Below are 15,579 nucleotides of genomic sequence, written 5' to 3'. Positions count from 1 at the left end.
GTGGTTGAAACACTGATGCATTGCGCACGCAAGCCTGTGGCGATTGTCCGGACTATGCGGTGATGCTCTCCTGCCGCCACGCGCTCGGGCTCAGCCCCGTCCAGCGCTTGAACGCGCGGCGAAAACTGCGCACATCGCTGTACCCGACTTCCTCGGTGATCCGCTCGATCGGCATATCAGGATTGGCCAGCAAACTCAGGGTCCGCGCCTGGCGCACCTGCTCCAGCAACGCTTCGAACGTCAGCGCATGCTCGGTCAACCGCCGGCGCAAGGTGCGACTGCTCATGTTCAAGTCGCTGGCGACCTTTTCAATGTGACTGCCGCTGCTCAGATCCCGGGCGATTGCACGCTCCACGGCCTGAATCAGATCGAGTTTCTGATGCACCTGCGCCGCTTCCAGCTCGAGCAATGCAACGGCCTGACGCAACGCCAGCGAATGATGATTGGGCAGGTGCACGTCCAGCCATTGCCCGTCGATGAGCATGCGATTTTGCAGACAACCGAAGCGCACCTCCGGCCCTAGCAGGCGGTGGTATTCGCTCAGGTAATCCGGTGCGGCATGCACAAACTCCACAGCGATCGCCTTGAACTCAGCCCCCACCAGCGCGCGGCCATACACCAGCAGACTGGCGAAAAACTCCTCGACCGCAAACACCTGCACATCGGCAAACGGCAAGCGGCATTCGGCATCGAGATGCACCTGCCCGCCGACCACATCGACGCTGGACACGACGATGCCGCCTGAAGTGTGCTGATGGCGAATGCCGAGGGCGAAGGCATCGCGCAAGGTCTTGCACAGCGATAACACGTGCCCGAGCAGGCCCAGTGTGCCAAGTACATTCTGCGCCCCGACCCACAGCCCCAAACCTTGATTGGGCAACACCTTGAGTGCGCGCTGAATCATCGCCACGGCCTGACGATAGGAAATCCGCTGCGCCGGATCCTGAAGATCCTCAAGGGTGAAGCCCAGTCCCCGGCACAGGCTCTGGGGATCAATGCCCTTGTTCTGCACGACTTCAGCGAGGGTTTGCAGGAGGAACGGCGAGACCAGCGCCAGTTCAAAGGTCGGGTCTTGGACTTTTACGTTCATGGGGGCTGACATTCCGGATCACGCTTGATTGTTATTTTTGTAACCGGTTATGTCGAAGAAAGTTAGCACAGGGTTGGGCGACTGTCCGCAGAAGTCCCCCTAACTGTCCGCCAATACCCTGCCCCGCCGAGCACCAAGCGCTTATTTCTATAGTACCGGGCGTACTGCGTGCCGGCGTTGCGCCCAAAACACAATAATAATGAGGACGGTTATGCACCCGAACCGCGCGACATTCCCTCTGCGTCTGGCCCTTTCCTTACTGAGCTGCGCCGCGACCGCAGCGGCGCTGGCCACCGAAGCCGGCGTCGACAACATCGGCACCGGCACCGACGGTTTCTTCATGCTGCCGCTGGAAGTCGACAGCCTTCCGGAGAACATGGTCGCGTTCAACCTCTACTACAACCACTACAAGGCGCGAAAGCTCAACATCAGCTCGTTCGGCGGCAAGGTGCCGAATGTCGAAATCGAATCCACCGCTGTGATTCCGCGTCTCGATTATTTAAGCCCGGTGCGCGTGTTCGGTGGACGCCTGGCCGGTTACATCGCCCAGCCGTGGCTGAAGCAGGAAGTCTCGGTGTTCGGCTTGAGCGACACCCGCGAAGGCATGGGCGATACCACCATCGCCCCAATCATTCTGTGGGACATGGGCAAAAACCTGACCCTTGGCGCCGCCGTGGAAATCACCGTACCCACCGGCGAATACAACGTCGACCGACTGGCCAATACCAGCAACAATTTCTACACCTACAAACCGCTGTTCTCCTTCACCTGGTTGCCGACCGACAACACCGAAGTCTCGATGAAGACCACCTACAGCTTCAACGAGAAGAACAAAGACACCGACTACAAGTCGGGGCAGATCTTCCATTTCGATTATTCGGCCAGCTACAAAATCACCGACGACCTGATGCTCGGCATCAACGGCTACTTCCTCCAGCAGACCACCGATGACAAACAGTTCGGCCACACCGTGCAGTTCGCCGGGCAGGACGTCGATGACGGCGTGCGCGGCAAGGTGTTCGCGATCGGCCCGGCGCTGCAATTCACCTTTCTCAAGTACGCCAGTGCGGAGATTCGCTGGGCCAAGGAATTTGATGTGGAGAACCGACCGGAGGGGGAAATGTTGTGGGCGAAGGTGAGTATTCCGTACGCTTTCTGAGTGCATTTGTAGGAAAGCGCACCTGGATTTGTAGCCTGAAAACCTGAAAAACGCATGGGTGGAATACGCCTACAGCGGCGGTCGAGATTACCGGACAACAGGGGGAAACGTCTGGCAGATTTAAAGGGGGCGCTTGCAGATACTGACGCCGTTATCCCATGGTTCCTCAAGGGCTCATGGGGTGCATCGTCAGCCAGTGACGACAACGGGCCATTCCCCACTTAGACTGCTTGAAATTGATCACGGAGGTCATATGAGCATATTGCTTTCCCCGTTTTATTCTGAGTTCGAATCCGAAGAAGAGGCAGAGAGCTACGATCGCTGGTTCCGTGCCAAGGTGCGGGCTGCACTGGATGATCCTCGCCCGGGCATTCCCCATGAGGAAGCCATGGTGCGGCTCGAGCAACTATTAGAAGAGAAACGCAAGAATCGACGCGCTGCCGCTTGAATGGAGCGATCAAGCTCTGGACGATCTGGCTGACATTATCGATTACATTGAACAATACAATTCCAACGCTTCAGCGGCTTTGCAGCGCAAGGTGGGTGCAGCAACGCAAAGGCTTTCATCAATTCCCTATGGTTACAGATCCGGTCGAGCGCCAGGTACTCGGGAAATGCTGGTCAATCCAAACTATCTACTGGTCTATCGAGTGAACGGGCACATCAAAATACTGACGTTTGTCCACACTCGACAACAATACCCACGAACCTCATCAACATAAAAAAAGGGCGACCAACCGGTCGCCCAAACGTACTGCACGAGAGTCTTTTACAGCGTCAGTTGCCCACGTTCCTCTTCGGTCAACTGCTGTTTCGCCTGTTCATCCAGCGCCCCGGCGCCCAACACCTGCACCGGACTGTTCGGGTTGTAACCCGGGGCCGGTGCACGGCTGGCACCATCGCGGGACGGCGCGAGTTGCTCATTGCCGAAACTCAATACCTGCACGGTGAACACCGACGCCTGATTCTGTCGCGAAGCTGCTTGCTGCTGACGGGCGACGTCCTCCGCCGCTTGCGTGGCCGACGATGCGGCCGAACTGGCCGAAGTAATCGCCCCGGTATTCACCGCCGACACCACCGGCACACCCGTCGCCTTGCCCTGCACCGAGATGTTGGCGGCGTTGACCACCGTCAGCGCGGCGATGTTGACGTTGCCCGAGACACGAATCCCCGCCTCGCCCGCATCAATGGTGCCCAAAGGCGCGATCAGGTCGATGTCGCCCGGCGCCACTTCGGCGATCGGGTTGAGCGTGGCGATACCGGCGCCGGTGCTCGGCACCGATGGCGACAGGGTCACGTTGCCCCAAGTGTCGTACACGCGCTTCGGCGGGGTGTAGACCACCGTGGTTTTCGAGCCACGACCGGCGTTGATGTCGCCCTCGGCCGACCAGCCGAGAATCGAGCCGCCGAAGGTGGTCATGATCCGGCTCTGCCCCAGCAAGATGCTGCCCTGCGAGTAGAGCTGAATGTTGCCCGAGCCCTGAGTGATGATCCCCGCCGTGGACGGTGGCGCCGCGCCTTCGATGCCGAACACCTGACCGCCACCCGGGGTGAGCATCTGGATATCGCCGCCGAACAGCGTCTTGACCCCTGCTCCGCCGTACAGCGTGATGTCGCCGTCGTAACGGATCGGGTTACCGGCCACATCGGTGGTCGGGAACAGCGCCGCGATGGCGTTGCGACCGCGCAGGTAACTGCCTTTGCGCGGGCCGTCGACATCGTTGTATTCCAGGCCGCCGGCACGCAATTCGGCGAAATACACTTGGCGGGCGAAAATTGCCTGCTCGGCACTTGGCAGCGCGGCGTAGAACGCTTGCGCCTGTTCGGCGTTGCCGCTGAAGCCGTAGCCCAAGGTCAGCCAGCTCTGCAGTTCGTCGAGGTAGGTCTTGACCACTTTGCCCGGCTGACTGTTGAGAGAGGCATTCGGATCAGCAAGGTTCTGCAGGTTCAGGTAACGCGCGATGAACCTTGTGTAATCCGGCCCCTGCGCGCCCACGCCCGCCTGCAATACCACGCTGGCACCAGGGCGCTGATCCCCCGCAACTATCGAGCCGAGACTGGTGATGCTGGCACGGTTTTCCATGAGGATGTTGCGCCCGGCATTAATGTCCAGCGTGCCTGGGCCGGCAATATCGAAGCTGCTGTAGAGAATGTCGCGGCCTGCCGACACCCGCGATACGTCTCGCGGGTCGTTATGCACGAAAAGGTTGCCGCTTGAGCTGATGCTCTCCCGACCAACGCCCATTTCATCAGGCTGTACGATTGTCGGTTGGCCCAGGTTGGTCCCTGACGCCACGATGTCGCGCCCGGCGATCATCCAGACCGGGCCTGCCGCTTCATACCAGGTACGTTTGGACACACCAAAGCTCAAAGTTTCGCCACTGCGTATCCCCACCAGATCGCCGGTCAAGGCGTAGAACCGTGCCGGCCCCTGCACGTCATTCAATCCGGAATAGCTGTCGGGACCAAAGGCCAACAACGGATAACGCGAATTAGCGTCAGGCTTAACACCGTCGCTGCCGTAGTTGCTAGTGAGGGGTGTCCCGGCGCTAGCGCTGGCGAAAGCCTGGAATGCCGGCTTGAAAGGCGTGGCAATGGCCAATGGGCTGGCGCCCGATTGATTGATCGCGTAGCCGCCAGCATAAATGGAATCGCCGGCCAGCAGCTCGAGTTGTCCGGCTGTCGAAGGTGCCAACAACAATGAATACGCGGTAGTCGGCGCTAAGTTGCCCTTGCCGTATGCCGCCGATGGACCGGCATAAATCGACCCTTGAGCCGCCACTGCCCGAAGAATCGACGGATAGACAAAACGGCCATCGGTGGGCGAGGAATTGGCGTCGCTCACAGGGGAAAGACTCCCTGCAACCTCCGCCAGTTGAGTACTGGGTGTGAGATTGCCTCCGGCAGAAAACAGATCGATGGCCGTGTGATCGGTCCACAGCGAGAAGCCGCTCAGGATGCCGCCGGTTCCAATATTGCCGCTGTTATCGAACACTGGCGAGGCATTGAACAGACGCACCCGACCGGGATCGGCCGCACCGCCCAACACCAGGTCGCCCCGGGTGCTGAGGCTCATGCCCGAGTCACCAGGAATCAGCACCAGACCACCGGACGCGTTGCTGGTGGTCGAGGTGAAAGGATCCAGCGGTCGGGTTTCACGGACATCATGCGACTGTGAAATGGCACCGTATTGCAGGTTGATGCCGCCCAGTGCCCCGCCCGTCAATTGCGCCGCCCCGCGCAAATTGATCAGCGCGCCTTGCAGGTCGTGCCTCGGCGCCCCCGTCCCATTGTCTCCGGCTCGCGCTTGCAGCGATGGGTTGAATGCGCCGCCGATGCGGATGTCCATATCGCCGCCGCCGGTCATCTGCACGCTGCCATCGCTGGCGACACGACCCGTGCTGCCCACGGCAACGATAAGCCCTTGGCTGCGCGGATAATTGATGGTGTCGCCCAACGGTTTGAGCATACCGGCGTCACCTCCGGCACGCAGGCTGATATTACCGCCGCCCAAGGTGCCGAATCCGGTGAAGCCCACCAGGTACGGTTCGGTATTGCCGTCGGATGTCATCAACTGAGTGGCGTAACTGCCGAAGTTGATCCACCAGGCTGTGGGCACATCCGGATTGCCTGTACCTTGGCGCCACAGCCAGTTACCCACTGACGCGCTGGCAATCTGCTCACGGAAACCGCCACCCGACGATAGCGCCTTCTTGCCTACTGAATCGGCGGAAACCGAGCCCCCGGCGTTGATCGTCAGGTTGCCACCCATCTGCGGATACCAGGCTTGATACAAGCTGTCCGCGCCACCGTTGACCCATTTCTCATAGTCAGCACCCGCCGTGCCCAGCACCGAATCGCTGTCCGAGAGATGCCCGCGTTTCTGGTTATAGAGCGGATCAACGTTGGCTGACTGAGTGCCTGCGGTATACACGCCGAACGGCGAGTCCATGCTCAGGTTGCCGGCGGCGATCAGGTCGAGATCCCCCGTGCCGGTGCGCAGGACGCTGAACATCTGGCTATGAGCTTTGGCGGTTGTGCCCGGATTATTGCCGATACACAGGTTCGGGTAGATGTCACAGAGGATCAGCGCCTCTTCAGGCACCGGCTCATAATCACCGCCCAACCCGCTGCCTGGCGCCCAGACCCAACGCGCCATCGGCTGACAAAGTCCCGGAATCAAATCGCACATGAACAACTGGTCATCGGGCACCGGGTTATACCCCGGCAGATCGTAGGGATTGCCTGGCGCCCAGACCATTGTTCCGGTACCCGTCGTCACGGTCACACCGTAATGAGCATCGGCCAGGCGCAGATTGCCATCAGTCAATACCGGCTTCACCGCGCGGCTGTCCGCCGCCCCGAGATCGGCGCCGGCCACCGCACGCATCGACCAGGAGGCACTGCCCGCGGGCAGCATGCTCGCCACCGCCCAGTTTTTACCCTGTTGTGCGCCATTGAAGGGACGAAGCTCGATCAAAGACGTGCCGTCGGCCAGTTTCACGTCGGTCATGGAAGGAATCAGCGATCCGCGCAGCAACGCCAGCGAACCACTCAGCCTGACCCCGGAAACGCTTTGCAGGTCGGCGTTGTAAACCCCCGGCAACGGCACGCCTTTGGGCCAGTTCATGGCTTGCAGGCTGGTCGCCTTGTTCAGACGGATACCGGCCCCCAAACGGCTGTTGGCCGGCACCGTCACACTGTCACTGAGCAACGTCCCCGCCGCGTACAGCAGGTTGCCACTGGCATCATGGATGGCCCCGGCCAACACCGTGCCGGCGCTAAAGGTATACGCCTCAGCCAACACGGCCTGAGTCGGCAGCAACGTGCCGCTGGCCAACACCGCGCCCTGAATTGTCACGTCGTAATTGAGCGTGACGCCGACCGGGAACTGTGTCCCTTCAGCCAGCGAAACACCGCTGCCCGGCACGATCAGATCACCGCCGAACGGCTGCACACCGGCAATCAATTTCCAGCCGGCATCATCCTGAGTTTCCGGCGGCGGCGCGAAACCGTCGTTGATGCTGCCGTAAATATCGAGGTTGCCACCCGCGCGGATGACCAGGCTACCGGCCTCACCAGAGCCATACACCGACGGGTTCAAGCGCGTGTGCGGATTGAGGCTGGCATAGCGATAACCGGACAAGTCCAGATCGCCCTCCACCACCAGGTCGCCGTCAGCCGTCTTGCTGGCGATTTCCACACCCGGGCGAAGATGGAACGCGTCGGCGTAAGTGGCGTTGTTCAGCCCGGCGAGTTTGCGTTGCAGCAGATCGCTGTTGCTCAGCGCGGCGTTGATAAAGATGTTGCTGTCACCGTGAATGCGCTCGAGCATGGCTTGATCGATCACTTGATACGGTCGGCCACTGACCGCTTGATCGACGCCATCGCGGGCGTCGGTGTAGCGGCGTGTACCGTTGAGGCTAATGGAGCGAGCGCCCTGAATGGCCAACGCACCGCTGGCGTCGATGGCGATGTCATTGCTGCCCAGACGCGGCGCGTTGAGTTCAAGAGTGCCGCGCAGCATTCCATCGTTTTGTCCTGCAAGGAAACCGGGCAGCGAATCGGTGCCGTGACGCAGGTCGATCCGCGCGCCGGACGCCAGCGTGAGTACACCCTGACCGGAATTGAGTTCCACCGTGGCGCGGTTCGGCGCATCGATGATCTTGCCGTAGCTGTCGACGCGCAGGACTCGACCATGAGCGTCGAGCACGCTGTTGCCGGCCAGCGCCAGACCGTTTTTCGCCGACAGACGAATGTTGCCGACGCGCTCGCCACTGGCGTCGACCAAACCCGTCACTGTCAGGCTGCCGTTGTCCACCGAGACATTGATGTCACTGGCCTTGAGGCCATCGCCAATCACAAGATTGCCTTGCTTGAGCTGCAAGCTGCGGCTGCCGAACACCTGTCCGGCGTTCAGGCGCTGATTAAGCGCGTCGAACTGCGCGGTGGCATCTGCGCCCAGATTTTGCGCGCGAATGTCCACGCCCCCGGCCTTGTACGGCACCAGCGTGCCGCCGGCATCGTAATAACCGCTGCTGCCGCCGAGGATTTCACCCTGCAAATCGACTGTCCCGGCTGCGTCGGCCAACGCAATGGCGCTGAGGTTACCGGCTTGATTGTTCTTCGCCGACAGGTCAATCCGCGAGCCCGCCGCTTGACGAATATTGCCATTGGCGCTGTACAGCGACACGTCGCCGCCCCAGCTGTATTTGTTCAAATCGTTGAACGGCAACGTACGCCCAGCCATGTCCAGCACCGCAGCGCTGCCCAGGGTCAAATCGCCCTCGGACTTGACCGTCAGCTTGCCGCTCGCCAGGGTGATACGGCTATCGAGCACGATGTTGCGAGCCTCAAGGTCCAACTCGGCACCCAGGGCGTCCGCCGCCCCTGCAGCCCCGCCACCGCTGAGCGTCAGATTGTTGCCAGCCTTGAGCACACTCACCGACGCCGCGTCACCCGTAAGCAACGGCGTACGCAGATTCAGGTTGCCGCCGCTGTAGCTGTAACCCTTGACCGGGTCGTAAGCGCCCTGCTCCTGATACACCGCGAGGCTGCCCTTGTGGTTGGCGGTGATGCGGTCGCTGGCCGTCAGGTTGACGCTGGCAAAACCCAGCGCCAGACGATTGTTCTGATCCAGGCCGCTCGCCTGCGGCATCGAGTCGTACCCCAACTCGATACGTTGCGCCTGAATGTCCAGCGTGCCGCTGCCCGTACCGGCGCCAGCGGTGATCACGCCGCCAGGGCTTTGCGTGGCGCCGTTCCAGATCAAATTGGCGGTGCGGATGCTCGCCACATCGTTGGCATTGCCCAAGCCATAGATCGCCGGAGTGACCAGCACCAGGTTCTGCAATTTACTCTGGCCGGTCTGCGGATCGAGAGTGTCGAGGCTCACGCTGCCGTAAAAATTGAAAGCATCGCGAGTGGTCAGGCTCAGGGTTTCCAGCGCCGGTGCGCCGTACTGCGTATCGCCACGCAGCAGTCGATTGAGCACGTTCTGGTTGAGCATCAACCCCGCCGGTACGCGACTGCCTGCCGCTGCCAGTGCTTCGGCGCTGCCGGCGTTGACCGAGCCGACCGAAAGCGCCAAATGACGCGTGCCGAAACGCACCGCTTCGTCGAGCTCGAACTGATTATCCGTGGCAGCCGTGAGACTGCCGTTCGAATAAAGGATCGCCGGGTTGCTGCACACAGTCGTGGTGCAGGCACCGATGCGGATGCTGCCACCGCCGGAAATGCCGCTGGCCGCTTTCGGCGCCAGAACGTGGGTCCAGCCGTTGGAAGCCAGCAACAGACTGGATTGGTCAGGCTGATAGAAATAGCCGGCCGTTGAGTCGTAGGCCACATCGCCGCGTCCCAGGGTATTGATCCCCGCCCCCGCCTCGACCGTGATGCCACCAAGGGTCGACGTGGTGCGCAACAAGACTTCCGGCGCCGACAGGATCGCCCCTTCACGCAGAACAATGTCTTTGCTGGTGCCAAGGAATCCGATGATGTTGGCCGAGTTACCGTACATGACGTTCGGCATCGCACCGATGCTCAGGCGTCCGGCATTGAGGTTGTTGAGCGTGTCAGCGTAGACCGAGACGCCATCGAAGTCAGCGGTTGGCGCATGCCCTGCACCAAGGATTTCAAAGTTCGCACCGGCATTGCCCCCGCGCAGTACGGCGGTGCCGGTAAAGCCACCCTCGGCGGCCTTGAACAGCGCATGCCCGTTGAACTGCAAAGCAATGTCTTGTTCGCCACCGGCGTTCAGACGCAAATCCAGCGTCTTGCCGTCCATGGGCGCCAGCGCACGCGGCACGCCCCGGCGTGCGGCATCGCTGTAAATGAATTGGGTCAGGCTGGTTTCGTTGTATTGCGAGTAGCGGCGCAACACATCGGCAGAGGTCAGAATCACCTGGCTGGCGAGGCTGTCACGCAAACCGGTATTGGCAATCGACATCTGTCCGCTGCTGGTCCAGGAGCCGTTGCCCAGTTGCAGCGCACGCGTCGTCCCGCTCGGCGTCGCCTGACCGTTGACTTCAACGCGAAACGCCCCCGGCAACAGGGCAAAGCTGGAGGGCAACAAGGTGTAGGTGCCTGCGGCCAGACCCGGCACGCCCGCGCCAAGGGTGATCTGCTGGCCGACACGCGGATCCACTGCAGCGGCCCCTGCCACCACCGGCGCATAAACGCTCTGATTGCCCGGCACGATGGCGTAGACCGGATTGCTCGCAAGCCCTGGCAAGCTGAAGGTGCCGTCGGCGGCGTTGCGTACCAACGGATTGAGACGAGCATCGGTGGAGCCGCCACGCCCGGACACGAAACCGGCGCCGCGAAGGTCACCGCCACCGGACAGATCAAGGGTCGCACCACTCTGTACATCGATATATTGCGAGTTGACGACCACGCCATTGGTTTCGCCGGTGATGCCATTCAAGACGACAGACTTGTCGTTGTAGCGATAGTCGATGCCATCGGTGGTGCCGCCGTAAGGCATGACCAACCCGGCGGCGCTGACCGACGTCACGCTGCCCGGCAACAGGCGCACCTCGCGTGTGGTGGTCAGGACATCGTCACCCAGGGTAATCAGGCCCAACGGTGCACGGATCACCCCGCCCTGCTCGAGGGTGCCCGCGGTCAGGCTCAAACTGCCGAATACCGAGTAAGGCACCGCCGCAGGTGCCGCGCCGCGGCCGCTGATGCGCAGGGTGTGTTCGTTCGCCCGGTCGGCGCCCTGATAGCCGGCGCGGACGTCAGCCTGCACGCCCGTGGCGGGGTAGATTTGCGCCGCACCGAGATTCAAGTCTCCCGGGGCCCACAGGCGGGTTTTTTCGGCACGGTCGTTGGGGGCGAGGAAACGCAGGTCACCGCTGCTGTCGAGCGACACCAGGCCGAATGCCCGGCGACTGTATGCAACGGCAGGCCCTTGCTGTTGCAAGATCGCACCCTGCGTACCGAACGACAGCCCGTTGCCCACATCCAGCAGGTTCGCCGATGCATTGAAGGTGGCCTGCGACAATCGGTTCGTGGGATTGAGGGTCACCCGTGGCCGCGTCATGGTGGGGGCTTCAAAGTAAGTACCGACACCGGACAGGCGCAGGTACGGCGCGCGCAAGTCGATACGTGCCGCATCACTGGAATTTTCTGCCAGCGAGAGCGCCCCGGCAAACAGATTGAGGCTCTGGTTCATGTGCAAATTGACGTCACCGTCAAACGACAGCAAGCCGTTGCTCAGCAGACTCAGGTTGTCGAAACCGCCGGCCATCAATCCATCGGCACTCAGGCGCGTCTGGCCGTAGCGCAAACTGTCGGCGCCCTCGCCCGGTCGCAGAGTGGCGGACAGCCGCGTGTCCCCCGGGCCCTGGCCGATAATGATTTCCCTCGGCGCGCGCACCGCATTGCTTGCCGAGTCCATGTACAACGGGGCCTCAAGCGCCAGCTCCAGACGCCCACCGGCAGCGCCGACACCTCCGGCCGCCGCACGCAAGCTGCCCTCCACGAACACGCCGTTGTAGGAACTCAGGCTGATGCGCCCGCCATCCGTTGCGACGCGGGTCGGCCCCTGACCGGCGATATCGAGAACAGCTTCGGTGCCGGACGCATCGAGTCGAGCCCCCTGACGAACGATGACATAGGCATCGGCCGCTGTGGCCGTCGCCAGCTTCGTGTCTATTTCGCCACCGATGATGATGCTGCCGCCCTTGCCGACCTGACCGTACGTGCGCCCCAGGGCATCAATGGCGGTATTGGCGCGTCCGGCGACATCCAGTACGGCCTGCTCGCCGATCCAGATCGAACGGTGGTGCGCATTCGAATCCGCCACTTGATTGGAGGTGCCCGGGTTGATCGAGCCGAACTGTTGCTGACGAATATCAATCGTCCCGCCCCAGGCATTCAGTTCACCTTCGACCGTGATCTGCCCCGCCCCTCGCAGCTTGATGCTCTGCCCCGGATCGACACTGATGCGCGAACCACGGCCCAGGGTCAACGTGCTGTTGGCGGCATCGATCAAACCGATCAGGCTGGCGCCGCCCTGCAACGTCAGGCTGGCGCCGGCACGTTGGGTCAGCAGGCCCTTGGTCGGGTTTTCCTGGAACAGCGTCGGCGTCCACAACTCAAGCGCCGTTTGCGGGTCGACACCACTGACCTGATTCGGCGCGGCATCACCAAATCGGTACACCGGCAGGGTGATGTCAATCGCTGTGCCTTCGGCAACATCCAGCCCGCTCAGGCCGATCAGGTTGTAAGCGGAAAAACCCTTGCTGAACAGATCACCGGACAGTTGCAGGGTGTTGTCGGCCAATGCCTGGTCGGTCTGGCCAACGAGGATCTTGTTGGCCTGCACTGTCAGCGTGCCGCCGCCCGTGACACCGTAGCCACGCAGTTCACCCGCAAGGTCGAGGCGGGTTTTACCAGGCGCCGAAATCGCACTGGATTCCAGCGTCAAGTCACCACCCTTGCCGCCACGGGTCTTGCCGTTGGCCAGCACAGCGCCACCGGAGGAGACATCAAGCAGACTGCCCGCGCCGATATCGATATCACCACTGCTGCGGATCGATACCAAGCCACCGTTGAGATATGCCAGGCTCGCACCATCATCCGGGTTGGTGCGCAGGTTGCTCCACACGCCACGAGTATCGAGTCGCACACCGTCGGCCACGTTGACCTGCGTCGCCTTGTCGACCTTCGCCGTGAGCCGAGTGTCAGCGGTGTCGCTACTGAGGAACTGATTGAGCACGTTGCCCAGGCGCAGGCTACCGCCACGCGCGGTCAGGTCGGCGCCGATTTGCACGTCCGGGGAGTACAGGGTGATGTCGCCACCGTTATCGACGGTCAGTGCGCCATCGACAATGACCTGATCCTTGGCCGCGACTTTGAGGGCACCGAGGCGGAAGCCATTGAGTTGATCGTTATCGAGATACAACTTGCCCTTGCGCGCATCGGACACCGCACCGGCCAGATCCAGATCACTGCCGGCGACCGGGCGCTCGCCGCCAATCTGCACTTGATCCAGCGTCGGGTTAAGCGTGTACAACAAGCCGCTCGCGGCGGCGACCCAGGTCGGGTCATAACTGCCGACGATCAACTGCGCCCGCCGCGCCAGTGCGGTCTGGCTCTGCTCATAGCCATCGAGTACCGGTTTGGCTGCCTGATTCTGCCGCTCGCCCTGGTACACCTCGCCAATCATCTGCCCGTCGAGTACCGCATTGGCGGTGGCGACCACCAGTTGCCCGGCGTCACGGCCGACGGTGTAACCCGATTCGAAGCGTGAACGCGGCGCGATCAACGGGTTGTAGAAGTAGCTGGTCTGGCCCCAGCGTTCGCTGTTGTCCTCATAGCCTTTGTACAGCCCGGTGTAGAGCAGATCGCCCGGCGCGCGCGAGACTTCGTAAAGTTTGCCATCCGCACCGCGCAGCCAGCTCTGGCGAATCTGGCCGCTCTGCACATCCAGCGTGCCGCCGGACAGATTGATCAGCGACCCCTTCTCGGTGACCACATCATTGCCGGCAAAACTCACCGTACCGCCCTGGGCCATCCATTCGCCGATGCTGTGCCCCTGCGTGCCGAGGTAGCCGCCCACTTCCAGCAAGCCACCCGCCGTGTACCAGCGATCCGTGGCATAGCCGTTGGTGCCGGCCGGCACGTAGACCAATTCGCGCACGTCGACCCAGACGTCGTTGCTGTTGAGCGCGCCCTTCTCGCGGTTGATCGACGCGTCGCGCTGTTCATTGCCCTGCACGTTGATCTTGATGTTGTTGTTTTCCATCGCGACCTTGACGCCGAGCGCCCCAGACACATCGATCATCGCGCCGTCGCGTACCAGACTGCGACGCTGAGCGCTGACCGCGACCTGTCCGCCGGTGGCCAAGGTGATCGAGCCGTTCTGGAACTCGACGCTGCCGCCGCTCTGGATCTCGATACGCGATTGATCGCCACGGATGCGGTTGTTGGCGTTGACCCCGGTCAGGGCAGCGTCGCGCTGACTGTCGAGCGCCGTAAGGTCGCTGCTGTCGAGCATGATCGCCGTGGCACTGCCCTGTCCCAGCGTGACGCTGCCAGTGCTGTCGGTGCCCGGGTTGGACAAATGAATCGTGCCGCGCGTAGACACTGAGGTGCTGGCGAGCAAAACGCCGTTCTGCACCACCTCATGACCGGCCAACGTGATGTCGCCAGTGGCGGACTGAATGAGGCCGTTGTTCGTGACTTTGCCCGCCACAGCGCCGGCCTTGAAGCCTGGCGTGACCTCGTTGCCGAAGGTCGTCGAAAAGGCATTACCCTCGGTGCCCGAGCCCTTGCGGATGTAGAACCGGTCACCGGCGGCCAATACCGTCTGCCCCTTGGCGGTGCTGATGCTGCCGTCGTTTTGCACTTCGTTGCCGAGCAGCAAGGCATAACCACCGGCATCGGTGGAAACCGCTGGTTTGTGCGTCTCGATGGACGCCCCGCGCTCCACCAACACCTTGCCAGCGGCATCGGTGAAGGTCGGCTGAGTGCCGGTGCTGTCGAAGTACAACCCACGATCGCGGAACTGGATATCGGTGATATTCGCCGCCGCCGCCACCAGGTTGCGTACGTTGACCTGACTGCTGCCGCTGAAGACGATGCCGTTGCGGTTGACCAGCATCACCGTGCCGGCACCCTTGATCTGACCCTGAATCTGACTGGCCCGCGCGCTCGGGTCGTTGACCCGGTTGAGCACCGCCCAGTTCGCTTGCTGAGCGAACTCGACCGTGGTGTTGCGGCCGACGTTAAAGGTTTCCCAGTTGAGGATCGCCTTGTCGGCGGTCTGCTCGATCTTCACCGTGGTCTTGCCGTCAGCCTGAGTCTGTTGCGGGCCCTTGGCGTTCTGCCAACCCTGGGCCAGGCTGTTATCGACTTTCAAACCGCCCTCACCCAGACCGTCCGGCACAAACTGCACCGTGCCCAATGCGGCAGCACGGCCGGCCGCCTGGGCCGCTTGTTGTGCGGCAATCGCGGCAACGGTGTTGTTCAACGTCTGGATCGAACGCTGCAGCTGCTGATTGGCCTTCTGTTGTTGAGCCAGCGGCGGTGTCATCCCCGGCAAGCCGCCCATGCCCGGACGCGCCGCCGCTGCCTGTTGCGCAGCACCCTTGGCAGCAAACCAGCTCGAGCTGAATGCCGTCTGCGCCTGCGCGCTGCCCGCCACCAGGCACAACGCCACGGCGTGAGCCAACGGCTTGAGCAGCCACAGCGTCGGCTCCATGGCTTCACGCTTGGAGGACAGAACATGGGTACGACGACGGGATGGGCGAGCGAGCATCACTACGAGATCCTTTTTGATTGCCACACTTTGGTTGCCAAAGATGCCGCAGGCCTGCAAAAA

The 15,579-nt window shown here is 61.9% G+C and carries 5 protein-coding genes; 3 read left to right on the top strand and 2 right to left on the bottom strand.

Annotated elements, in window-relative coordinates; genetic code table 11:
* Nucleotides 1-52: 52 nt before the first annotated feature.
* Nucleotides 53-1,090: an AraC family transcriptional regulator gene (locus tag BK670_RS06280; RefSeq protein ID WP_123449060.1), complete on the bottom strand. Its 1,038-nt coding sequence runs from the start codon at nt 1,088-1,090 to the stop codon at nt 53-55.
* 211 nt (nt 1,091-1,301) lie between these two features.
* Here BK670_RS06280 and BK670_RS06275 point away from each other — a divergent pair, with 211 nt between their 5' ends.
* The 3 genes from BK670_RS06275 to BK670_RS06265 all read left to right on the top strand — a co-directional run bounded on the left by BK670_RS06275 (nt 1,302) and on the right by BK670_RS06265 (nt 2,971).
* A complete protein-coding gene (locus tag BK670_RS06275) occupies nt 1,302-2,249 on the top strand; it encodes a SphA family protein (RefSeq protein WP_123449059.1) in 948 nt (315 codons plus the stop codon).
* Nucleotides 2,250-2,502: 253 nt separating this feature from the next.
* Nucleotides 2,503-2,697 (top strand): type II toxin-antitoxin system RelB family antitoxin, encoded by a 195-nt coding sequence (relB, locus tag BK670_RS06270; RefSeq protein WP_123449058.1) that lies wholly within the window; start codon nt 2,503-2,505, stop codon nt 2,695-2,697.
* Nucleotides 2,678-2,971, top strand: coding sequence for a type II toxin-antitoxin system RelE/ParE family toxin (locus BK670_RS06265; RefSeq protein ID WP_311197018.1), 294 nt, complete (start codon nt 2,678-2,680; stop codon nt 2,969-2,971). Before relB ends, BK670_RS06265 begins: the two co-directional genes overlap by 20 nt.
* A gap of 47 nt (nt 2,972-3,018) precedes the next feature.
* Here BK670_RS06265 and BK670_RS06260 read toward each other — a convergent pair whose 3' ends face one another.
* Nucleotides 3,019-15,516: a filamentous haemagglutinin family protein gene (locus BK670_RS06260; protein ID WP_123449056.1), complete on the bottom strand. Its 12,498-nt coding sequence runs from the start codon at nt 15,514-15,516 to the stop codon at nt 3,019-3,021.
* Nucleotides 15,517-15,579: the final 63 nt, after the last annotated feature.

It is taken from the genome of Pseudomonas fluorescens (genome assembly GCF_003732425.1).
Taxonomy (GTDB): Bacteria; Pseudomonadota; Gammaproteobacteria; order Pseudomonadales; family Pseudomonadaceae; genus Aquipseudomonas; species Aquipseudomonas fluorescens_BE.
Note: the sequence above shows the minus strand (reverse complement) of the source record. Positions and strands in the feature narration are given on the sequence as shown.